The organism is Candidatus Symbiopectobacterium sp. 'North America' (genome assembly GCF_015762685.1).
GTDB lineage: Bacteria > Pseudomonadota > Gammaproteobacteria > Enterobacterales > Enterobacteriaceae > Symbiopectobacterium.
In genome coordinates, this window is record NZ_PEHF01000012.1 from 1 (window position 1) to 20,362 (window position 20,362).

The 20,362-nt window shown below is 52.5% G+C and carries 13 protein-coding genes and 7 pseudogenes; 14 read left to right on the top strand and 6 right to left on the bottom strand.

The genetic code is table 11. The annotated features are described in order from the left end of the window. Nucleotides 1–97: 97 nt before the first annotated feature. Complete coding sequence (gene rsmD, locus CS369_RS02530) at nucleotides 98–715, bottom strand: 16S rRNA (guanine(966)-N(2))-methyltransferase (protein WP_196905865.1); 618 nt, start codon at nucleotides 713–715, stop codon at nucleotides 98–100. A 312-nt stretch (nucleotides 716–1,027) separates the two neighbouring features. On the opposite strand from rsmD, the gene ftsY reads away from it, so the two are divergent. The 4 genes from ftsY (at nucleotide 1,028) to rpoH (ending at nucleotide 5,150) form a co-directional block, all read left to right on the top strand. Continuing rightward, nucleotides 1,028–2,386, top strand: a complete 1,359-nt coding sequence (ftsY, locus tag CS369_RS02535) for a signal recognition particle-docking protein FtsY (protein WP_196905899.1) — start codon at nucleotides 1,028–1,030, stop codon at nucleotides 2,384–2,386. A 43-nt stretch (nucleotides 2,387–2,429) separates the two neighbouring features. After that, nucleotides 2,430–3,098 (top strand): cell division ATP-binding protein FtsE, encoded by a 669-nt coding sequence (gene ftsE, locus CS369_RS02540; RefSeq protein ID WP_196905866.1) that lies wholly within the window; start codon nucleotides 2,430–2,432, stop codon nucleotides 3,096–3,098. After that, complete coding sequence (ftsX, locus tag CS369_RS02545) at nucleotides 3,088–4,056, top strand: permease-like cell division protein FtsX (protein ID WP_196905867.1); 969 nt, start codon at nucleotides 3,088–3,090, stop codon at nucleotides 4,054–4,056. Before ftsE ends, ftsX begins: the two co-directional genes overlap by 11 nt. Before the next feature lie 236 nt (nucleotides 4,057–4,292). Continuing rightward, nucleotides 4,293–5,150 carry an RNA polymerase sigma factor RpoH gene (rpoH, locus tag CS369_RS02550; protein WP_196905868.1) on the top strand — a complete coding sequence of 286 codons (858 nt, stop codon included), beginning with the start codon at nucleotides 4,293–4,295 and terminating at the stop codon, nucleotides 5,148–5,150. An 87-nt stretch (nucleotides 5,151–5,237) separates the two neighbouring features. On the opposite strand, the gene CS369_RS02555 is transcribed toward rpoH, so the two are convergent. Next, nucleotides 5,238–6,056 carry a hypothetical protein gene (locus CS369_RS02555; RefSeq protein WP_196905869.1) on the bottom strand — a complete coding sequence of 273 codons (819 nt, stop codon included), beginning with the start codon at nucleotides 6,054–6,056 and terminating at the stop codon, nucleotides 5,238–5,240. A 362-nt stretch (nucleotides 6,057–6,418) separates the two neighbouring features. Beyond that, nucleotides 6,419–6,820 carry an aspartate 1-decarboxylase autocleavage activator PanM gene (panM, locus tag CS369_RS02560; RefSeq protein ID WP_196905870.1) on the bottom strand — a complete coding sequence of 134 codons (402 nt, stop codon included), beginning with the start codon at nucleotides 6,818–6,820 and terminating at the stop codon, nucleotides 6,419–6,421. Nucleotides 6,821–7,246: 426 nt separating this feature from the next. Here panM and CS369_RS02565 point away from each other — a divergent pair. From CS369_RS02565 to CS369_RS02590, 6 genes and pseudogenes are all read left to right on the top strand, one after another. After that, a pseudogene (locus CS369_RS02565) lies at nucleotides 7,247–8,353 on the top strand (branched-chain amino acid ABC transporter substrate-binding protein). A gap of 100 nt (nucleotides 8,354–8,453) precedes the next feature. Further along, a pseudogene (livH, locus tag CS369_RS02570) lies at nucleotides 8,454–9,373 on the top strand (high-affinity branched-chain amino acid ABC transporter permease LivH). Beyond that, a pseudogene (locus CS369_RS02575) lies at nucleotides 9,370–10,604 on the top strand (high-affinity branched-chain amino acid ABC transporter permease LivM). The pseudogenes livH and CS369_RS02575 overlap by 4 nt, the downstream one beginning before the upstream one ends. Further along, nucleotides 10,601–11,354: pseudogene (gene livG / locus CS369_RS02580) on the top strand (high-affinity branched-chain amino acid ABC transporter ATP-binding protein LivG). The pseudogenes CS369_RS02575 and livG overlap by 4 nt, the downstream one beginning before the upstream one ends. 5 nt (nucleotides 11,355–11,359) lie before the next feature. Next, a complete protein-coding gene (livF, locus tag CS369_RS02585; protein ID WP_196905871.1) occupies nucleotides 11,360–12,061 on the top strand; it encodes a high-affinity branched-chain amino acid ABC transporter ATP-binding protein LivF in 702 nt (233 codons plus the stop codon). A 79-nt stretch (nucleotides 12,062–12,140) separates the two neighbouring features. Continuing rightward, nucleotides 12,141–13,328: pseudogene (locus tag CS369_RS02590) on the top strand (PLP-dependent aminotransferase family protein). Between the two features lie 80 nt (nucleotides 13,329–13,408). Here CS369_RS02590 and CS369_RS02595 read toward each other — a convergent pair. Together CS369_RS02595 and CS369_RS22900 are read right to left on the bottom strand one after the other, a co-directional pair. After that, the gene (locus CS369_RS02595; protein ID WP_244664729.1) at nucleotides 13,409–14,092 is read right to left on the bottom strand and encodes a LysR family substrate-binding domain-containing protein; all 684 of its coding nucleotides are present in this window, start codon (nucleotides 14,090–14,092) and stop codon (nucleotides 13,409–13,411) included. Then, entirely contained in the window at nucleotides 14,085–14,294 is a 210-nt protein-coding gene (locus CS369_RS22900) for a LysR family transcriptional regulator (RefSeq protein ID WP_244664730.1), read from the bottom strand. The genes CS369_RS02595 and CS369_RS22900 overlap by 8 nt, the downstream gene beginning before the upstream one ends. Before the next feature lie 429 nt (nucleotides 14,295–14,723). Here CS369_RS22900 and CS369_RS02600 point away from each other — a divergent pair, with 429 nt between their 5' ends. From CS369_RS02600 to CS369_RS02615, 4 genes and pseudogenes are all read left to right on the top strand, one after another. Beyond that, complete coding sequence (locus CS369_RS02600) at nucleotides 14,724–15,983, top strand: MFS transporter (RefSeq protein WP_244664741.1); 1,260 nt, start codon at nucleotides 14,724–14,726, stop codon at nucleotides 15,981–15,983. Between the two features lie 69 nt (nucleotides 15,984–16,052). Then, nucleotides 16,053–16,919, top strand: a pseudogene (ttdA, locus tag CS369_RS02605) (L(+)-tartrate dehydratase subunit alpha). Then, nucleotides 16,916–17,524: pseudogene (ttdB, locus tag CS369_RS02610) on the top strand (L(+)-tartrate dehydratase subunit beta). The pseudogenes ttdA and ttdB overlap by 4 nt, the downstream one beginning before the upstream one ends. Before the next feature lie 42 nt (nucleotides 17,525–17,566). Further along, the gene (locus CS369_RS02615; protein ID WP_196905872.1) at nucleotides 17,567–18,427 is read left to right on the top strand and encodes a fumarylacetoacetate hydrolase family protein; all 861 of its coding nucleotides are present in this window, start codon (nucleotides 17,567–17,569) and stop codon (nucleotides 18,425–18,427) included. 33 nt (nucleotides 18,428–18,460) lie between these two features. On the opposite strand, the gene CS369_RS02620 is transcribed toward CS369_RS02615, so the two are convergent. Next, the gene (locus tag CS369_RS02620) at nucleotides 18,461–20,113 is read right to left on the bottom strand and encodes a methyl-accepting chemotaxis protein (RefSeq protein WP_196905873.1); all 1,653 of its coding nucleotides are present in this window, start codon (nucleotides 20,111–20,113) and stop codon (nucleotides 18,461–18,463) included. Between the last annotated feature and the right edge of the window lie 249 nt (nucleotides 20,114–20,362).

Consider the following 20,362-nt stretch of genomic DNA (forward strand, 5'->3'; position numbering starts at 1 on the left):
CTCTCCTGAAAGAAAAACACCCTGTCAGCGTACCGCTACAGGGTGGGGGTGACCATCTCATTAGCCCCACACGCCGATCATCAATATCCGACCCAGGTTAATCCAAATCATCGTCTGCCTCTTCATGCTGTGTGGGCGTAGCCTGGCGGATATACAGCCGGTATGCCACTTGTCCTGCCACTTTTTCGCGGTGTAGCGTCCAGGTAACCGGAATCTCGAGCTCGCCATTCTCGGCCTCGGTTTCTACATAAATCCACGCCTCAGGTGCCAGCCAGCCCTGCTGTTTCAGCAAACGGAGCGTCTGGTTCAATAAGTTCCGGCGAAATGGGGGATCGAGAAACACCACGTCATAGGGTTCACCGGCCTGCGCCAGCCAGTTCAACGTATTGGTATTGATGATGCGGGCGTTGTTCGCCTTCAACAGCACCGCATTTTGTTCCAGTTGCCGGGCGATGCTGCGTTCATTTTCCAGCAGGGTGACATGTGCCGCATAGCGTGACAGCGCTTCAAACCCCAGTGCGCCACTGCCTGCGAAGCCATCCAGGCAACGGGCCTGCTGAATGACTGGCGCCAGCCAGTTAAACAGCGCTTCACGAACGCGATCGGTGGTGGGGCGCAGCCCTGAGCTGTCTGGCACGGGAAGTTTTCGTCCGCGCCACTGGCCGCCGATAATGCGGATTTGGCCTGCCTGTGCAGGTGCATTTTTTTTTGCCATAGTCTGTTTACTGTAGAACTCCGGGTTGTCGGATGCTGAGATTCGCTATCGGTAATAGGTAGGCGCTATTCTAACGAGGGTTAGGAGGGGAAGGAATGTTAATATCAGGTTTCTCTGCGGTGACGCGTGGTTTTGGCCTACCCGGTTATCGAGATGACATACTTCGTTACCGAGATTGTGTCCACCAGCCCTGCTATGGTGCGTGTTGCTGCCGGGCGGAAAGTGGTAGACTCTGGGCTCGACTCTGACCGGGTTATTGACTTCAATTATTTAAGCGCTGCTGTGAGCAGCAGCATGGGGCGCGATTGCGATATGACAAAAGAGAAAAAACGCGGTTTCTTTTCCTGGCTGGGATTAGGGCGTCAGGAAGAGGAACGGACTGAGCAACCGCAAGCAGCAGAACAGCAGCAGGATATGGCGCAGCCTCAGGACAGTGATGTGCCTGTAGTATCGGAGGTTCAGGCCGAAACGCCAAACTATGAGCCTGACGTGCAGACTGAGGTTCACAGCGCACAGGTGCTTGAAGAACCGGCTGCCGCGCAGCCAGAATCGCCGCGCGTTGCTGATGCCGTTGAAACCGCTGAGACGGTAGACCGTGCAGAGGCGCAGGTGAGTCTTGAAGCGCAGGATACTTTGCTATCACAAGATGTTCTGCCATCACAGGACAGTGCCGATGAGCAAGCGATAACGGAAGTTGCAGAACACGTTGCTGAGCCTGTGCCTGTGGCACAGGAGCAGGAAAGACCGACCAAAGAGGTTTTTTTCGCCCGGCTAAAACTCAGTCTGGTAAAAACCCGAGAAAACCTCGGTTCCGGATTTATCGGATTGTTTCGCGCCAAGAAAATCGACGACGATCTGTTTGAGGAACTGGAAGAGCAATTATTGATTGCTGATGTTGGCGTGGAAACCACGCGCAAGATTATTGCCGACCTGACAGAGCACGCCAGCCGTAAACAACTGAAAGATGCCGATGCGCTGTTGGTGAAACTGAAAGAAGAGATGGGCGCTATCCTTAACAAGGTGTATGAGCCGCTTAACATCGACGGAAAAACCCCTTACGTGATCCTGATGGTGGGCGTTAACGGCGTCGGGAAAACCACCACCATCGGTAAATTGGCGCGCCAATTCCAGGCGCAGGGTAAATCGGTGATGCTGGCTGCCGGGGATACCTTCCGTGCCGCCGCCGTAGAGCAGTTGCAGGTATGGGGCCAGCGCAACAACGTGGCCGTGGTCGCGCAGCACACGGGGGCGGATTCCTCCTCGGTGATTTTTGATGCCATTCAGGCGGCAAAAGCGCGCGGCGCTGACGTGCTGATCGCTGATACCGCAGGACGCTTGCAGAACAAAGCGCACCTTATGGAAGAGTTGAAGAAAATTGTCCGCGTGATGAAAAAACTGGATGAGTCTGCGCCGCATGAAATCATGCTGACGTTGGACGCCAGCACCGGACAAAACGCCGTCAGCCAGGCGAAACTGTTTAACGATGCCGTCGGCTTGACCGGCATCACCCTGACCAAGCTGGACGGCACCGCGAAAGGCGGGGTGATCTTCGCCATCGCCGATCAGTTTGGGATTCCTATCCGCTATATTGGTGTAGGGGAAGGTATTGATGATTTGCGTCCCTTTAAGGCTGACGATTTTATTGAGGCGCTTTTTGCCCGCGAAGACTGATGTCTCGTGAAGATAAACAGCTTGCCCGAGAGGATGAAAACGGATGATTCGCTTTGAACAAGTCAGTAAGGCTTATCTCGGTGGACGTCAGGCGTTGCAGGGGGTGGATTTCCATCTGCTCCCTGGGGAGATGGCGTTTCTGACGGGCCATTCCGGTGCCGGGAAAAGTACCCTGCTGAAACTGATTTGTGGCATAGAGCGCCCGAGCGCGGGCCAAATTTTGTTCAGCGGGCACAATATCAGCCGCTTGAAAAAGCGAGAGGTACCCTTCTTGCGCCGCCAGATCGGCATGATTTTTCAGGATCATTATCTGCTGATGGATCGTACCGTTTACGATAACGTGGCGATGCCGCTGATTATTGCCGGGACGAGCAGTGAAGATATCCGCCGCCGTGTTTCGGCCGCTCTCGATAAGGTGGGCTTGCTGGACAAAGCCAAGAGCTACCCGATTCAATTGTCAGGCGGTGAACAGCAGCGTGTGGGCATTGCCCGCGCGGTGGTGAACAAACCGACGGTGCTGCTGGCAGATGAACCGACCGGTAACCTGGATAACGCGTTGTCTCAGGATATTTTGCGTCTGTTCGAAGAATTTAATCGCGTTGGCGTCACGGTGTTGATGGCAACGCACGACACGACGCTGATTGCCAGCCGTCAGTATCGAGTACTGACGCTGTCGCAAGGACGTATGTTGGGAGGCGTTTATGGCGACTAATTCCCGTAACGTGAAACCCCGCGTAAACAAGAAAAAGGCACTGCGCGGTGGCTGGCAAGAACAGTGGCGTTATGCTTGGGACAATACGCTGGCCGATATGCTGCGCCAGCCGCTGGAGACGCTGCTGACCGTGATGGTGATTGCCATCTCGCTGACCTTGCCAAGTATCTGTTATCTGGTGTGGAAAAACGTCAGTCAGGCTGCGGCGCAGTGGTATCCCACGCCGCAACTGACGGTCTATCTGGATAAAGCGTTGGACAATGATGCGGCGCAGGGCGTGATTGGCACGCTTGCGGCAGAGGATGGGGTGGAGAAGGTCAACTACCTGTCCCGTGATGAAGCGATGGGGGAGTTTCGCAACTGGTCCGGTTTCGGTGGAGCGCTGGACATGCTGGAAGAGAATCCGCTGCCCGCCGTTGCCATCATTACGGCAAAGCTGAACTTCCAAAGTTCACAGACGCTGACCTCGTTGCGCGATCGTGTGGCGGCGGTGCACGGTGTGAGTGAAGTCCGTATGGACGATAGCTGGTTTGCGCGCCTGGTGGCGCTGACCTCACTGGTGGGTCAGGTGGCCGCTACCATCGGTATCCTGATGATTGTTGCCGTGTTCCTGGTCATCGGCAATAGCGTGCGTTTGAGTATTTTCAGCCGCCGTGAAACCATCAATGTCATGAAGCTGATTGGGGCGACGGACGGCTTTATTTTACGTCCCTTCCTCAACGGTGGTGCGTTGTTGGGCGGCGGTGGCGCGTTGCTGTCGCTGATTCTGTCGCAAGCGTTGGTCTGGAAGCTCTCTGCCGTGGTCGATCAGGTCGCTACGGTATTTGGTACGCGCTTTGCCGTGACCGGACTCACCTGGGATGAATCACTGCTGCTGCTGTTGATTGCCGGGATGATTGGCTGGCTGGCAGCATGGCTGGCAACCGTGCAACATTTACGTCGCTTTACACCAGAATGAGTTTTTTCTGGTGCCTTGGCGTGCCGAGGGTGGGGCAAAATCATCGACAGGTTCACCTTGATCTGTCGCCGTTAGGCGATAAAATAGGGTTGGTCGATGAGCAGAAGGAACTCTTGGCATACGACATAGTCAAAGGTTCTGTGCCGGAGCGGCAGTAAGGTGCATCGGTTTTGTTGTACATAATGTGAGGTTTAACGTTGTATTTTATTCACTCACGCTAATTGAAGAGGGGTCGAATGACCAAAGATATGCAAACTTTCACCTTAGTTCCCCAGGGCAGTCTGGAAGGGTATATTCGTGCCGCCAACGCCTATCCGATGCTAACGGCGGAGGAAGAGCGGGCACTGGCTGAACGGCTGCATTACGGGGGCGATCTGGAATCTGCGAAAGTGCTGATCCTGTCGCATCTGCGCTTTGTGATTCACGTAGCCCGTACCTATGCGGGCTATGGATTGCCCCAGGCAGACCTGATTCAAGAAGGCAATATCGGCCTGATGAAAGCGGTGCGCCGCTTCAACCCGGAAATGGGTGTGCGTCTGGTGTCCTTTGCTGTGCACTGGATCAAAGCCGAAATTCACGAATATGTGTTGCGTAACTGGCGTATCGTCAAGGTCGCGACTACCAAAGCGCAGCGCAAGCTATTCTTTAACCTCCGTAAGACCAAACAGCGTCTGGGCTGGTTTAATCAGGACGAAGTAGAACTGGTGGCCCGTGAATTGGGTGTTACCAGCAAAGATGTGCGCGAGATGGAATCACGTATGGCCTCGCAAGACATGACGTTCGATCCCACACCGGATGACGAATCGCATGATGGCCAGGCGATGGCACCCATGTTCTATCTTCAGGATAAATCCTCTGATTTTGCCGATGGCATCGAAGAAGATAACTGGGATAACCACGCAACGGACAAGCTTGCCTACGCGTTGGAAGGGCTGGATGAACGCAGCCAGCATATTATCCGGGCGCGCTGGTTGGATGATGACAATAAATCCACCTTGCAGGAACTGGCCGATAAATACGGCGTGTCCGCAGAACGTGTGCGTCAGTTAGAGAAAAACGCCATGAAGAAACTGCGGGCAGCGATTGAAGCTTGATGTAACAGTACTTATTTCGGATAGTGAAAAGGCCAACGTATGTTGGCCTTTTTTGTAGCGCATATTGAAGGATAAGTAGCGGGAATATTAGTCAGAGTAAGATGTGATTTCATCCTTGATTTCCTGGGGTATAAATAATATGGTGTCTGTTGTTATGGAATGGTATTCTTGCTTTAAATGAAAATACTCACCATGCGTTTTTGACATCATATACATGAAATAAAAGTCGTTTAATTTTTTTATATTCAATGCGAGTATTTCGTAATCTCTCTCATCAACTCTTTTCGTCAATATATCATTGAAAATAAATTCAGCTACCCTTGCGTTAGTAATGCTATTACCAACACTTTCGGTAATGCCTATGTCATATTGATTACTAAATTGAAACTCAGAGGGTAAAAAATTTTTTTCAAGCGGTGTGTCTTTGTATATCAACTGAATAAGGAAATTTTGTATGAAATATGACCATATTAACTCAATGTGTTCTTGTTCAATATGTTGTTTACGTACCTCATCATGGGTGACCATATAATGGTGTGATGACATAAGGTTTAGTATTTCTTTGTATATATTCGATGCGTTATTGAATCGTTCCCATGTCGTATATCCAGTTCCGATGATGTTCATTGCATATTTTATAATGAGAATTTGCAAATATTCTATATCTTCTTTTTTTGGTCTTTTTTTGTAAGGTATACTCATCCAGGCATTGTATAGTGTTTTTAAATGTTCAGTTTTAACTGAGAGTTCATCATTCAATATATTTATTTGTGTATCACAAAGCTCTTTTTTTTGATAGATCTCATTTTCTATTTTGAGTAAATCAGAATTGTATTTTGATACATTAGTAATCGATTTTTCCTGGTTATAATATGATGGGTAAACATTTGATAATGTTATTTTCATTTTTTCTCCCTGATGTGAATGTGTTTATTAGTGTCTATTGTCATTTAATTTTTTTAAATTTCATACATAATGAAATTTTTTCACGGTCTTTATTATAAATATATCAATATTTATAGTGTTCTAACGAGCTTTACATGACGGGAACTAAAATAAGATTTGTTAACGTAGGGAAGTGAGGATATATCGTCATCCGTACCCTAGGCTAACGGATGAGGTGTTTTATCGTGTAGTCGAAAAAACGAGTCGTATCAGAGGCTATTATTAAGAGGCCAATAGATTTACCTAGCGCTACGATAGGTAGCGCATGGGTTATGCATGAATCCATCACTATTTTTGGTAGGGCTCCTGCCGTTTGTTAGCGGTTAACTTCGAGTGTAGAGCCACCCTCCTGATACCGGAAAGAATCCATAACTTTCCATAAAGCGGTCCAGCACGACTTCACTAACGCCAGCATGATCTGCAGCTGTCAGCCAAAATTCTTTCACGCCAGGTAACTGACGCACCATTTCCTGAATCAGATGCAGGCCAACACCACGGCGGCGCGTTGCATCTCTGACCATCAGATCATCGAGTTCCGCGTATTCGCCATCAATTTCCACCATCACCGCTGCCAGCAAGCGGCCATTGAAGCGTGACGCGAACAGGCGCTGGTGCAGATCAAGGCTCTGTTCCAGCAGGTCGAGATTCTGGTGGGGCCAAATCTTGGCGAGATCAGTTCTATCCTGGTCGCTGAATAACGAGAGACATTCGACGGCGAGCTTCATTTTGATAACCCTCTCAATGCGTTTGCATAAAGCATAGCTGTAGCCTAAAGCATAATGTAGTAGCGATGTAGATAAACAGTTGTGTAAGTTTTTCTATACGGTTAATAGGGAAAATGTTTTCCTCGCCGATAATTTTTCGAGTATTGAGTTGCCCATTGCAGCATAAAGCAGCATAACTGACTATGTATAAAATAAATAGTGGCTTATAAGGCTGGTATTTTATGCTGTTTACACCGCTTGTTTCTGATTGCGGGAGTTGATTTGCAGCATAAAACTCCTGATTAATGACATAAAAAATAACGTCTTATTAGCGAAGCATAGCTAATAAAAAACCTAACATTTTCTTACTTATAAGAAAAAGATTGAGTACGGCGGGTTGATACAGGTTTGCAGACGAACTTCATAACGACAGATAGGGTGAATCGAATGAAAGTAGCTAAAGGTAAAGTCGTACTGTTAGGGTGTATGGCAGCAGCGTTCGCACACATGGCCCATGCAGAAGACATTAAGGTTGCCCTTGTCGGTGCCATGTCCGGCCCGGTTGCCCAGTACAGCGACATGGAATTTATCGGTGCACGTCAGGCGATTGCTGACATCAACGCCAAAGGTGGCGTGAAGGGTAATAAACTGGTTGCCGTGGAATACGATGATGCCTGTGATCCGAAACAGGCCGTTGCCGTTGCCAACAAAGTGATTAACGATGGCATTCGTTACGTGATTGGTCACCTGTGCTCCTCTTCGACCCAGCCGGCCTCTGATATCTATGAAGACGAAGGCGTGCTAATGATTACGCCAGCGGCGACTGCACCGGATCTGACTACCCGTGGTTATAAACTGGTGCTGCGTACCACCGGTCTGGATTCCGATCAGGGCCCGACCGCCGCTAACTATATCGTGAATACCATCAAACCGCAGCGTATCGCTGTGGTACACGACAAACAGCAGTACGGTGAAGGTCTGGCGCGCTCTGTGCAGGACAGCCTGAAAAAAGCGGGTGCCAACCTGGTACTGTTTGAAGGTGTAACCGCTGGGGACAAAGATTTCTCCACGCTGGTGGCGCGTTTGAAGAAAGAGAACGTGGATTTCGTCTACTTTGGCGGCTAATACCCGGAAATGGGCCAGATTCTGCGTCAGGCACGCCAGGCTGGGTTGACCACCAAATTCATGGGACCGTAAGGGGTAGGCAACTCCTCACTGTCCAACATCGCGGGCGTGGCGTCTGAAGGCATGCTGGTGACCCTGCCGAAACGTTATGACCAGGTTCCTGCTAACCAGCCGATCGTGGATTCGCTGAAAGCGAAAAAACTGGATCCAACCGGGCCGTTCGTCTGGACCACCTACGCCGCGTTGCAGTCTCTGACTACCGCTATGGAGCGCAGCGGTACAGAACCGGAAGCTATCGCAAAAGACCTGAAAGCCAACACTGTGGAGACCGTAATGGGTCCGTTGAGCTGGGATACAAAAGGTGACCTAAAAGGGTTTGAGTTTGGCGTATTCGAGTGGCATGCAGACGGCACTTCTAGCGCAAAATAATCGCTGCCGCCCACTCAGTTCCTGAACACCGATGCCCACACCGCCTTCAGGCCGTGGGGGCAAAATCTTAAGGTGTAAAGGTTAATTCTAAGGTAAAGGTATGTCCGAGCAGTTACTCTATTTCCTTCAGCAAATGTTCAACGGCATGACGTTGGGCAGCACTTATGCGCTGATTGCCATTGGCTACACCATGGTTTACGGCATTATCGGCATGATTAACTTCGCCCATGGCGAAGTCTATATGATCGGTAGCTATGTCTCTTTTATCGTTATCGCTGCACTGATGATGATGGGTATCGACGTCAGTTGGGTGCTGATAGGTGCCGGATTTATCGCGGCCATTGTGATCGCCAGTGCTTACGGCTGGAGCATCGAACGGGTGGCCTATAAGCCAGTGCGTAACTCCAAGCGCCTGATTGCGCTGATTTCCGCCATCGGAATGTCCATCTTTCTGCAAAACTACGTCAGCCTGACGCAAGGTTCGCGCGATGTAGCGCTGCCAACGCTGGTGCATGGTCAACTGGTTGTCGGGGAAAGCAACGGCTTTGCCGCCACCATTACTATCATGCAGGTGACCATCTGGGTTGTCACCTTCATCACTATGCTGGCACTAACCACCTTTATTCGCTATTCCCGCATGGGGCGCGCCTGCCGTGCTTGCGCGGAAGATCTGAAAATGGCCAGCCTGCTGGGCATCAGCACTGACCGCGTGATCTCGCTGACCTTTGTGATCGGCGCGGCGATGGCGGCGGTCGCTGGCGTGTTGCTGGGCCAGTTCTATGGCGTGATCAACCCCTACATCGGCTTTATGGCGGGCATGAAAGCCTTTACCGCCGCGGTGTTAGGTGGGATCGGCAGCATTCCGGGCGCCATGATTGGTGGCCTGGTGCTGGGGGTGGCGGAAGCCCTGACCAGTGCCTACCTGAGTACAAAGACGTGGTTTCTTTCGCGTTGTTGATTGTGGTGCTGTTGGTGATGCCAACCGGTATTCTGGGCCGCCCAGAGGTTGAGAAAGTATGAAACAGCTCAACCTGTTAAATGCGGTGATATCGGCGTTCCTGATGGGAATACAACTGGGGCTGGATGGCACCACGTTGGTGGTGCGCGGGGCAGATGCCGTGCGCTGGAACCTGATCGGCGTTGGCTGCGTGGTGGTGTTCTTCTTCCAACTGCTGCGCCCCTTCTTCCAAAGCGGAATGCGGAAACTGTCTGGCAGTGGCTCCTCACTGGTGCTTACGAGCTTTGACGGTAGCACGCCGCGTCAAAAAGTGCTGGCGGCGGTGCTGATTATCATTGAGGTGGTCTGGCCATTTTTGGTGTCGCGCGGTTCGGTGGATATCGCCACGCTGACGCTGATCTACGTCATGCTGGGCCTGGGCCTGAACGTTGTCGTGGGGCTGTCCGGTTTGCTGGTGCTGGGCTATGGTGGCTTCTACGCCATTGGCGCTTATACCTACGCGTTGCTGAACCACTACTACGGGCTGGGCTTCTGGCAGAGCCTGCCGCTGGCGGGTATCGCGGCTGGATTGTCCGGTTTCCTGCTCGGTTTCCCGGTGTTGCGCCTGCGCGGTGACTATCTGGCGATAGTGACGCTCGGTTTCGGTGAAATCGTGCGTATCCTGCTGCTCAACAACACCGAATTTACCGGTGGCCCGAACGGCATCAGCCAGATTCCTAAGCCTACTTTCTTTGGTCTGGAGTTCAGCCGCCGCGTCAGCGAAGGCAGTTGGGGCACTTTCCACGACATGTTTGGCCTGAAGTATGACCCCAGCGATCGCATCATTTTCCTTTATCTGGTGGCGCTGCTGCTGGTTATCGTAACCCTGTTTGTCATCAACCGGTTACTGCGCATGCCGCTGGGGCGTGCCTGTGAAGCGCTGCGTGACGATGAGATTGCCTGTCGTTCTTTAGGATTAAGCCTAACCCGTATCAAGCTGACGGCGTTTACCATCAGTGTGGCGTTTGCCGGTTTCGCTGGCACGCTGTTTGCCGCGCGTCAGGGGTTTGTCAGTCCGGAATCCTTTAGCTTTGCTGAAGCTCGCCATTGTGGTGTTAGGCGGTATGGGCTCTCAGTTCGCGGTGATCCTCGCGACCATTTTGCTGGTGGTATCGCGTGAATTGATGCGCGATCTGAACGAGTACAGCATGCTGCTGCTGGGTGCTGATGATGATTTGGCGTCCGCAAGGGCTGTTGCCGATGAAGCGCCCAGAGATGAAGCTGAAGGTTGAGAAGAAGGAAGAACAGGCATGAGTACGCAACCATTATTATCGGTTCGTGGCCTGACCATGCGCTTTGGCGGTTTTCTGGCGGTCAACAATGTGGAACTGGACCTGAATCAGGGTGAAATCGTCTCTCTGATCGGGCCAAACGGTGCGGGTAAAACCACGGTATTTAACTGCCTGACCGGTTTTTATCGTCCGACCGGTGGCGCCATCATGCTGCACGATCGCCATCTGGAAGGGTTGCCGGGACAGCAGATTGCCCGCATGGGCGTGGTGCGTACCTTCCAGCATGTGCGTCTGTTTCGCGAAATGACGGTGATTGAAAACCTGCAGGTGGCGCAACATCAACACCTGAAAAGCGGCGTGTTTGCCGGCCTGCTGAAAACGCCGGGTTTCCGTCGTGCGGAAGCCCAAGCGCAAGAGCTGGGTGCCATGTGGCTGGAGCGCGTTGGCCTGCTTGATTTGGCTAATCGTCAGGCAGGTAATCTGGCGTATGGTCAGCAGCGTCGTCTGGAGATTGCGCGTTGCATGATGACGCGCCCGGAAGTGTTGATGCTGGATGAACCCGAAAGAGACCGAAGAACTGGACCACCTGATTGCTGAGCTGCGCGATCGTCATCAGGTATCGGTGTTGCTGATTGAGCACGATATGAAGCTGGTGATGGGCATTTCCGACCGCATTTACGTGGTAAATCAGGGAACGCCCCTGGCGCAGGGAACACCGGTTGAAATTCGTAATAACCCGGACGTGATCCGCGCGTATCTCGGGGAAGGATAAGCACTATGTTGTCATTTAATCAGGTTTCAGCGCATTACGGAAAAATACAGGTGCTGCATGACGTGAGTCTGTACATCGAACAGGGTGAAATTGTGACGCTGATTGGGGCCAACGGTGCGGGGAAAACCACGCTGCTCGGCACCCTGTGCGGCGATCCGCGTGCGACGGTGGTCTCCATCATTTATGATGGAAAAGACATCACTCAGTGGCAAACGGCGCAGATTATGCGTGAAGCCATCGCCATTGTGCCGGAAGGTCGCCGCGTGTTTTCACGCATGACGGTGGAAGAGAATTTGGCGATGGGGGGCTTCTTTGCCGACAAGGAGCAGTATCAGTCGCGCATTGCGCGGGTATACGATCTGTTCCCGCATCTGTATGAGCGCCGCGCGCAGCGTTCCGGCACTATGTCCGGCGGTGAGCAGCAGATGTTGGCCATCGGACGCACCCTGATGAGCCAACCGCGCCTGCTGCTGCTGGATGAGCCTTCTCTGGGGCTGGCTCCGATTATTATTTTGCAGATTTTTGATACTATCGCTCAACTGCGTGAAGAAGGGATGACCATCTTCCTGGTCGAGCAGAATGCGAATCAGGCGCTGAAATTGGCGGATCGTGGTTATGTGCTGGAGAATGGTCGGGTAGTATTGGAAGATACGGGTGCCTCCTTGCTTGCAAATGAGGCTGTGCGTTTTGCCTATCTCGGTGGATAACCCTGTCTGAACGACCATTATTGCGCGACAATCGTCGTGTCTGGCCCATCGTGTTATCTGATGAATCAAGAGAATGAAAATGGCAACGGAAGGATTACTGTCTCAGCGTATGGCGAGACTGAAAAGCTCGGCGATTCGGGAATTATTGAAACACAGCAAGATGGATCATGTGATTTCTCTGGCTGGGGGAATTCCTTCAGATGCCTTGTTCGATTTTGAGGGATTAAACCAGGCGACCCAGCGTGCGATTACCGAGCAGCCGAAAAACGCGTTTCAGTATAGTTTGACGGAAGGCAGCGATACGCTGCGTGTGAGTATTGCTGAACTGTGCGCGCTGCGCGGTGTGAAAGCCCACGCTGACGACATGGTGGTCACGGCTGGCTCGCAGCAGGCGTTGGATCTAGTGATGCGCTCGCTGATTGACCCGAATGATGTGGTAGTGGTGGAACGCCCGACCTATCTGGCGGCACTGCAAACGTTGGAACTGGCGGAAGCGCGCGTGATGTCGGTCGCATCCGACAAAGACGGCATGGTAGTGGACGAGCTGGAAACCCTGCTGCACACCCAGCGCATCAAAGCGGTGTATCTGGTGCCGAACTTTGGTAATCCGAGCGGCGTGGTGCTGAATGAAGCGCGTCGTCGCCAGTTGATTACACTCGCCGATCGCTATGGCTTTGTGATCATTGAAGATGACCCCTACGGAGAACTGCATTTCACCGACGAGCGCAACCCGACGCTGTTCCAGCTTGGGCAAGAGATGCTGGGCCACAACGATGCGGTGATCTACACCTCGACTTTCTCAAAAATTCTGGCACCGGGCCTGCGCCTCGGCTGGGCCATCCTGCCGCAGTGGTTGCTGCATAAAGTGGCGATCATCAAGCAGGCGGCGGATTTGCATGCCAGCTCGCTGTCGCAAACCATCGCGGAATACTATCTGGCGTCGGGGCGTTTACCGACCCAAATCGACAAGATTCGTGAAGCCTACAAGCATAAAGGTGAACTGCTGGGATCGCTGATTGAGCAAGAGCTGGGCGATGTGATCGCCTTCAATAAACCCAAAGGCGGTATGTTCCTGTGGGCGCGCTTCCGCGAGCCGTTCAACACCACGCAGTGGCTGGAAAAAACGCTGGAACAGGGCGTGGTGTTCGTGCCGGGTGAGTTCTTCTTCCCGGAACGCCCTGATTACGCCACGTTGCGTTTCTAGTTTGCTACCGCAACGGATGAGCAGATGCACGAGGCGGTTGCTCGCCTGAAACGCGCGCTCTAAGTTGAGTGGTGTACCAAAACCGCTGCCTGTGGGCAGCGGTTGCTTCCTACGTTAAACCGCGCGTCAGCACAGTTGCCGAATCAGATGCGGCAGTTCCTGACTGACGATCTCCAGCAGGGTATCGCGCGCTGCGTCTGGCGATTTCCTACCCACACCACCGCCAGCGGCAAGGCGGTAAACGCCCCCTCGCCATGATCGATAGCCACAAAACGCACGTGCGGGGTTGCCATGCGCGCCGCCCAGCGCGGCATGATGGCTCCGCCCACTTCGCTTGCCACCATGCTGAGAATGGTCTGTTTTTCATCGACGAGCTGCACAATATGGGGTTTAAGCCCCACCTGATAGAACAGCTTGATGGTGACATCGTGGCTATGTGGACGCGCGCGGCGTGCCGGTACGATAAGCGGCAGCGTGGCGATATCCTCGATGGTCACGCTGCGGCGCATCGCTAACGGATGGCGCTCGGCGATGGCGAGCACCACATTTTCGTAGAGCAGAAAGCGGGTGGTAAGTTGCGGATCGCTTTCTTTCAACGGGCAGATAAACGCCATATCCAGTTGGCCGGATTTCAACTTGGGCAGCAGTTGCGCGGTTTTATTTTCATCAATGCGCACATCTACGTCGGGACAGGCGTGACGAAATGCGGGTAGCAGATGAGGCACTAGCGCAATCGCTGCGCTGTCGATGGCTCCAATGCGCAGCGTGCGTGCCTGAAGGCGTCCCTGACGGCGAAAGTGGACTTCCAGTGCATCAACTTCAGCCACGATTTTCTTCCCTTCTTCCAACTGCTTGTGGCCGTGCCACGCTGCGCGTGGAACGCACGAACAGACGCACGTTGAGGCTCTCTTCCAACAGGCGAATATGGCGTCCGAGGGCGGAGGGCAACATATCGAGCTGCTGGGCTGCGTGGCCGAAATGTAGTGCGTCTGCCACCGCGATAAAGCAGCGCAACTGGCGGAGTTCCATGGGCGACCCTCAGTAGTAGGTAGAGCGAGCGCGTAGATAATAGAGCCGTTTTCAGCCTGAACAAGCGGTGGAAAAATGCTCACGTTGTTGGCTGTGATCCCTATCACAGAACCGTAAGGCGTAAAACGGGTGTGATTGTTAATGGTGTGCATCTTAAATGTTTGTTTTTATCGCTTTTCCATATTAAAAATAGGTGAATATTGATCGCCATCATCGAATTCAGCACCACCCTGATGACGCAGCTGGATTATGCAAATTTTTTATATAATTCCAGGTGAATGATCCCGCCAATGTTCTGACGCATAGTTTGACCAGAAATAACGTGTATTAACCAGTCTTATTATTTTTTTCTACTCTTACCCTATTATTCTGGAATGCATAATGAAAACAGATATTGAAAGTGTGACGCTGAAAAAGATCACCTGACGGATTATACCCTATGTCATGGTAGTTTATTTTGTCGGCTTTTTTGACCGTATTAATATCGGGTTTGCAGCGTTAACCATGAATCAGGATTTAGGTTTTTCCGATGCGGTTTTTGGTTTAGGTGCGGGTTTGTTTTTTCTCGGTTATTTTCTTACGGATGTTCCTTCTAACATTATTTTGCAGAAAGTCGGACCACGTATTTGGCTCACGCGTATTTTGCTAAGCTGGGCAGTGATCACCGCGTTTATGATTAATGTGAAAACCGTGGAAGGGTTTTATATTCTGCGTTTTCTGCTGGGTGTCGCGGAAGCCGGTTCCTTCTCCGGCATTATTCTCTATCTCAGCACCTGGTTCCCAATGAAACGGCGGGCGCAGATGATTGCCTTGTTTATGGCCACCGCCCCGATTTCCGCGATGTTTGGCTCACCGCTGGCAGGGGCTATTCTCAGCGCTCACGGCGCGCTTGGCCTGGCGGGCTGGCAGTTAATGTTCCTGATTTGTAACGTCGCGGCGACGGTAATGGGTGTGTTTACCTGGTTCTATGTTAACGACAAGCCGGAGAAAAACCGCTGGTTGACGGCGGAGGAAACGCAGTGGTTGGTGGCGACGCTGGCGGCGGAAAAACAGAACAAAGGCGAAGTGGTTAAAGTCAGCATCTGGAAAGGGCTGACCGATATTCGCGTTCTGACGCTGGCCGTGGTCTATTTCGGCACCTCTGCCGGGCTCTATTCTCTCAATATCTGGTCGCCGCAGTTTATCAAATCCTTTGGTTTAACCACCATGCAGATTGGCCTGATCAATGCAGTGCCTTCGGCCATGGCCGCGATTGCGACGGTGATGTGGGCGCGGCATTCCGATAAAACCAAAGAGCGCACCTGGCATGTGGTGAGCGCGTGTTTGCTGGCGAGCACCGGGTTTGTGCTGGTGGGCTGGGCACAGTCGTTACCGCTGGCGATCGCCGCGCTTGTCATGGACAATATGGGTATCTCTTCTTGTAAACCGCCGATCTGGAGTATTCCGTCGCTGTTCCTGAGCGGACCTGCCGCAGCTGCCAGACTGGCCGCCATCAACTCTATCGGTAATCTGGGCGGCTTTGCGGGTCCTGCGCTGATCGGCTGGCTAAAAAGCAACACCGGCAGCTTTTCCATCGCGCTGTATTGTGTCGCGGGCATGTTGGTAGTTTCCGCGATATTAACCCTGTCTATTGAAGTGCGTTGTCGTCGCGATGCAGCAAAGTTCGAATTAACCCATTCAACGAAATAAAGTCGTATCTGTTTTTTATTGGAGGTTGTGTGATATCATCAAAATGATGTGTCGACATTGACAGAGATAATGACTCGCTTTACCGGGTATGTTGGCAAACGTCTGCCAACCGATGTCATCAAGAAATTGGAAGAATTACGCAGTAAAGAAAAAGATGAACTGTCGCTTGCCAAAGTGGTTTATGACTCGATGTTTGAAAACCAAAAGCAAGCGGATCTATTAGACTGACCCTGCTGTCAGGACACCGGTGTAATTCAGTATTTTATTACGGCAGGATCGGCATTCCCTTATTTAGGTGAGTTGGAAAGCATATTACAAACGGCTACCGAAGAGGCCACTAAAAAAGCGCCATTACGCCATAATGCGGTCGAAACCTTTATTGAGAAAAATACCGGTACCAATACCGGATCGCGTATTCCGTGGCTCGATTGGGAAATCATTCCTAATGATGATAGTTGCACCATTGAAGTCTATATAGCGGGGGGCGGTTGTTCATTGCCGGGTGCCGCGAAAGTATTGATGCTGGGCCAGGGCTATGAAGGCGTTAACCAGTTCATGTTTGATGTGATCACCTCTTACGGCGTGAATGCTTGCCCGCCGCTGTTGGTTGGCGTCGGGGTTTCCACGTCGGTGGAAACGGCGGCGCGGTTGTCGAAAAAAGCGATTCTGCGCCCGGTAGATTCGTCCCACCCCAATGCCGATGCGGCGAAGATGGAGAAGCTGCTGGAAGAGGGGCTGAACAGCGTGGGCCTGGGGCCGCAGGGGCTGGGCGGTGCCTCATCGGTGATGGGCGTCAATATCGAGTCCTCTGCACGCCACCCTTCCACCATTGGCGTGGCGGTGTCGACCGGATGCTGGGCGCACCGTCGTGGAACCATCCGTTTCTCCGCTGATTTGTTCTATGAAATTCTTTCCCATAAAGGCGCTGTACTATGAAAAAAGTGCTTACTACCCCGATTAGCGATGAAGCGCTGGCCGAATTGAATATTGGTGACGTGGTGTACCTGACCGGTACGCTGGTGACCTGCCGAGACGTCGCTCACCGTCGTCTGATTGAGTTGGGCCGCGAATTGCCAGTCGATCTGCGCGGAGGCGCTATTTTCCACGCTGGGCCGATTGTGGTGGAAAAGGACGATGGCAGCTTTGAAATGATCTCCATCGGGCCAACCACCAGCATGCGCATGGAAAAATTCGAAAAAGAGTTTATCGAACAAACCAGCGTGAAGCTGATTGTTGGTAAAGGCGGTATGGGGCCGAACACCGAAGAAGGCTGCAAGACCTTCAAGGCGGTGCACGCCGCGTTCCCTGGCGGCTGTGCGGTGCTTGCCGCGACCTGAGTTGAAGCTATTGAGGATGCCCAGTGGTGCGATCTTGGTATGCCCGAAACGCTGTGGGTAAACCGGGTGAAAGCCTTTGGTCCGTTGATTATCTCTATCGATACTCACGGCAATAACCTGTTCGAGCAAAACAAGAAGGTCTACAACGCGCGCAAAGCGCCGGTGATTGCGGCCATCAATGAGCAGATTCACTTTATCAAATGAGTTCTGGCGCACAGCACCACCCTGAAACACTGAAGGTAACCTATGAAACTGGCAAGTTTTATTAACCCCGAAACCTGGCAAAAGACCTATGGGCTTATCGATGCTGACGGCATCATCGATCTGGGACGGCGCTTTTCCGACACCTATGCGGATATCCCCGCTGCACTGCGCGCCGGTGCATTGAAACAGTTTGAGGCGGTGCAGGGCGCGCCGGACTTTCGTTTTGAACAGGTCACCTTTTTACCGGTGATCGAACAGCCGGGAAAAATCCTGTGTGTAGGCATGAACTACATGGAAAAACGCATCGAGTTCCAACAAACCGTTGATGCGCCAACCCTGTTTATCCGTTTTGCCGATACGCTGTCTGCCCACTGTCAGCCGCTGATGAAACCCGAATCGAGCAACGAGTTTGACTATGAAGGTGAACTGGCCGTGGTTATCGGTCAGCACGCGGATAATGTCAGTTGTGAAGCCGCTCTGGACGTGGTGGCAGGCTACAGTTGCTTTATGGATGGCTCGGTGCGCGATATGCAATACACCTGGTTCACCTCCGGCAAAAACTGGCGCCACACCGGCGGGTTTGGTCCTTGGATGGTCACCGCTGATGAGATTGGCGATCCGCAACAGTTGGATATCAGCACCTTCCTGAATGGCGTGCGCGTGCAGCATGATACCACCAACAATATGGTGCGCTCCGTGGCGGAGCTGATTGCCTACATTTCACGCTTTACACCGCTGGCACCGGGGGACGTTATCATCACCGGTTCACCGGAGGGCATGGGGAAAAAGCGCACGCCGTCGCTGTTTATGAAAGCCGGTGATGTGGTTGAAGTGGAAATCATCCAGATTGGGCGGCTGGTGAATACGGTTGCCGCAGAGCGTGACGTGTTGGCCTACGCCTGAGGCGGCTCCCAGCGTGGTCTGGGAGCCTGTGAGCTAAAACTGTGTCCAATTCTCCCGGCTGCCCAGTGGTAGCGGAAGTTCGCGCGCTGGCGGGGGGCTTTGGAGCGTGGTGTGAGGCGGTAACGCCTTGCTGTTTGAGGCAATGTGGAACATTTGCATCAGTGATACCAGGTTGGCCGCCTGATCGTTCAGGCTTCCTGCCGCGCTGACCGACTGTTCGACCAACGCGGCGTTTTGCTGAGTCACGCGATCGAGCTGATTGATTGCGCTGTGAACCTGCTCAATGCCCGACTCTTGTTCACTCATGGTTCCCCCGATGGTGGCGATCAGGTGGGCGACTTCACTTGCCTGAGCCACCAACGCTGCAATGGTGCTGCCCGTCTCTTCGACCAGCGTAGATCCGGCATTCACGGTTTCGACGCTGTTGTGGATCAGCGTTTTGATTTCCTTAGCGGCGGAGGCTGAGCGCTGCGCCAGCGAACGAACCTCACCGGCCACCACGGCAAAACCGCGCCCTTGCTCGCCTGCGCGGGCGGCTTCGACGGCGGCGTTTAGCGCCAGAATGTTGGTTTGAAATGCAATGCCGTCAATCACGCCGATAATATCGCTGATTTGGCCGGAACTGGCGGTAATGGCTTTCATGGTTGCTACGATCTGGTTAACGGCTTCCCCGCCTTTCGCCGCTGTGGCGCTGGCCTGATTAGCGAGCTGTGTGGCGCTGTGCACCGCATCGGCGTTTTGGCCTACCGCCTGGCTTATCTGTTCAATCGCGGCGGCGGTTTGCTGCAAATTCGCCGCCTGCTCTTCCGTGCGTTGGCTCAGGTCGGTACTGCCGACGGCAATCTCGCTGGAGCCGGTGGCGATGGATTCGCTACTGTGTCGAACCTGTTCCACCATGGCGCTCAAACTGTTACGGATGGTGTTCATGGCAGCCAGCATGCTGCTGCTGTCGTTCGCGCGCAGGGTAATCTCTGCGGCCAAATCACCTTGAGCGACTTGCTGGGTGATGAGGGTGGCATAGGCCGGTTCGCCACCCAGCTGCTTTCTCAAGGTATAGGCTATCAGGAAGGCGAGCAGCGCACCCAATCCTGTTGCAAGTAGCGCCAGAAGCAACATCAGGTTTCCGCCATTGCTGGCCTGCGTCATGGCTGTTGGGCCAGCTTTATCGCCTGATTTTTTTTGCAGCTCAATCATATCATCCAGCATTTTGAACACGGGTAACTGCGCGCGACGCATCTCGTCCAGCTTCATTTTTTCTTCCGGGTTATCGCTGAGTTCTCGGGCAACGGCTTCGCTGACGTCTTTCATATAGGCAGGGCGTACCTGAGCGAGCTGAGCCAACAGTGCTTTCCCGGCGGGGATGCTGGCATTGTGGTTCAACGTTTCCAGAAGTTCAGTATTGCGGGCAATCGTAAAATCAATCACCTGCTTCTCTTCCTGTTTCCGTGCACGATCCTGATACAGCGCCATATTGCGCACGGAACGGTCGACGGCATCAAATCCGGTTTTTAATTCCTGAGTGATTAACAGATTATTAAGCGAACGGTTGGCGAGCAGTTCAATGTCACTTCCCAGTGAAATCAACTGGGAGCGACCAAGAATGGCCACGCACAGGCTGATGATAATCACTGACGCAAAGCCCGAGCCCAACATGGTGCTGACTTTCATCTTTTTAATAAATCGCATAGGCGTCCTTATTCCTTATATCGTCCTGATGTGTGGCGGCGTCCTTAACGCGCGTCTTGTGCGTGATTATTAATGGATATCTGCTGAAAAGATAAGCGCGAGAAAAATCGGTAAATAATAGAATGGAGCGTCAGCTTGGTTTAGTGCGGAAAGATATTGTGCTGTATTAAGGAAAATCGTTTCTGGTGTACGGGCCTGCGCTTCATTTAATTTTGCTTAGTGAGCGATAATATAAATTATCAAAAAAAC

Excerpts from the sequence above, each read along its gene's own strand:
- ftsE (WP_196905866.1), top strand. The coding sequence starts at position 2,430 with ATGATTCGCTTTGAACAAGTCAGTAAGGCTTATCTCGGTGGACGTCAG.
- CS369_RS02555 (WP_196905869.1), bottom strand. The coding sequence starts at position 6,056 with ATGAAAATAACATTATCAAATGTTTACCCATCATATTATAACCAGGAA.
- panM (WP_196905870.1), bottom strand. The coding sequence starts at position 6,820 with ATGAAGCTCGCCGTCGAATGTCTCTCGTTATTCAGCGACCAGGATAGA.
- CS369_RS02620 (WP_196905873.1), bottom strand. The coding sequence starts at position 20,113 with ATGCGATTTATTAAAAAGATGAAAGTCAGCACCATGTTGGGCTCGGGC.
- CS369_RS02615 (WP_196905872.1), top strand. The coding sequence starts at position 17,567 with ATGAAACTGGCAAGTTTTATTAACCCCGAAACCTGGCAAAAGACCTAT.
- rpoH (WP_196905868.1), top strand. The coding sequence starts at position 4,293 with ATGACCAAAGATATGCAAACTTTCACCTTAGTTCCCCAGGGCAGTCTG.
- CS369_RS22900 (WP_244664730.1), bottom strand. The coding sequence starts at position 14,294 with ATGGAACTCCGCCAGTTGCGCTGCTTTATCGCGGTGGCAGACGCACTA.
- rsmD (WP_196905865.1), bottom strand. The coding sequence starts at position 715 with ATGGCAAAAAAAAATGCACCTGCACAGGCAGGCCAAATCCGCATTATC.
- ftsX (WP_196905867.1), top strand. The coding sequence starts at position 3,088 with ATGGCGACTAATTCCCGTAACGTGAAACCCCGCGTAAACAAGAAAAAG.
- ftsY (WP_196905899.1), top strand. The coding sequence starts at position 1,028 with ATGACAAAAGAGAAAAAACGCGGTTTCTTTTCCTGGCTGGGATTAGGG.
- livF (WP_196905871.1), top strand. The coding sequence starts at position 11,360 with ATGTTGTCATTTAATCAGGTTTCAGCGCATTACGGAAAAATACAGGTG.